Here is a 1531-nt window from a genome sequence, read left to right as displayed (position 1 = left end):
CCAGGATATCCTGCCAGATGTTTGCCAGCCGCAGCTCGGTCTCATTGCGGGGTGCTACATATAACTGACGTTTTTCCAAACTGATGCCTTCCGGATCGGGTAGTCGTTTTTTATCCACTTTGCCGTTGGCATTGAGTGGAAGGGCATCCATCTGCACATAATGACCGGGCAGCATATAGGAGGGAAGCCTGCCGGAGAGATGCTCCTTTATGGCGGCTACATCCAGTGGCTCCTTTGCTACCAGGTAGGCTGCCAGTTCTTTTTCACCTGCCTGGTTGGTCTTTGCAGTCACTACTGCATCCGTTACGCGGGGATAGGTTTGCAAACAGTATTCAATCTCTCCCGGCTCAATACGGTATCCCCTGATTTTGACCTGTTCATCCTTGCGTCCCAGGAATTCAATATTGCCCTCTGACGTCCATCTTCCCAGGTCGCCGGTTTTGTAGATGCGTTCTCCCGGTCTGAAAGGATCAGGAATGAACTTCTCTGCTGTAAGCGCGGGATTGTTCAGGTAGCCTTTTGCCAGGCCATCGCCTCCCAGGCAGATCTCGCCGGCTACCCCAATAGGTAAAAGCTGAGTTGCTGCTCCAAGGATGTATACCCTGGTATTGTCAATGGGAGTACCAATCAGTACAGGGCTGCCCGGCTGTATCCGGTACACGGTGCTGTAAGTGGTATCTTCAGAAGGCCCATACAGGTTCCATACCTGCATACGGTTCAGGTCCAGCTGTGCTATATACCCGGCAGGTACTGGTTCTCCGGCCATGTTCAGTACACTTACAGTACTAAGGTCTGCACCATCGCGTAAGAGAGCGCCTACCACACTCGGGACGGTGTTGAGCAGAACTTTCCGGTGTGCCTTTAAATAAGCGGGAATGGCCAGTGCGTTTTCCAGCAGCCTGAAAGGCTTACCGGTAGCTAAGGGGAAAAATATTTCGAAAATAGATAGATCAAAACAAACAGAAGTGGCTGCAAATACGATATCAACATCAGCGTCGCTGAAGTGCCGTTGGCACCATTTAATAAAAGCATATACACTATGGTGTGTGATCATTACCCCTTTGGGTTTGCCGGTAGAGCCAGAGGTATAGATCACATATGCCAGCTGTGCCGGCTGCAGGCTGCATTGCAGATTGCGGCTGCTATAAAGGTCCCTTTTGCTGTTAAAATCATCCAGTATAGCCTGGTCTATAACCACTTTGCAGCGGGCATCGCTGAATATATAATCAATCCTTTCCTGCGGATATTGAGGATCTGCCGGTACATAAGCGCCGCCGGCTTTCAGTACGGCCAGGATAGCGATCACAACCCACTCGCTGCGTTGCAGGTGGATGCCTGTCAGATCCTCCGGTTGTATGTGATGCTGCTGTAGTAAATAGTGTGAAAGCTGGTTAGCCAGTTCATTGAGTTGCCGGTAGGTGATGATGGTTTGTTCAAACACCATTGCCGTTGCCTCCGGTGTTAAAGCTGCCTGTTCTTCAAACAGATCAAGAATTGTTTTTCCCTGAGGCAGCGATCTGTGTGTGGCATT

The 1531-nt window shown here is 50.4% G+C and carries 1 protein-coding gene; it reads right to left on the bottom strand.

Annotated features, from left to right (window positions below; genetic code table 11):
• Nucleotides 1–1531, bottom strand: a 1531-nt coding sequence (locus Q0577_RS07195; protein ID WP_298734178.1) for an amino acid adenylation domain-containing protein, incomplete at both ends; no start/stop codon positions are given.

The organism is uncultured Chitinophaga sp., from assembly GCF_937898475.1.
Taxonomy (GTDB): Bacteria; Bacteroidota; Bacteroidia; order Chitinophagales; family Chitinophagaceae; genus Chitinophaga.
The sequence above is the reverse complement of the archived record's forward strand: the minus strand, read 5'-3'. Positions and strand labels throughout refer to the sequence as shown.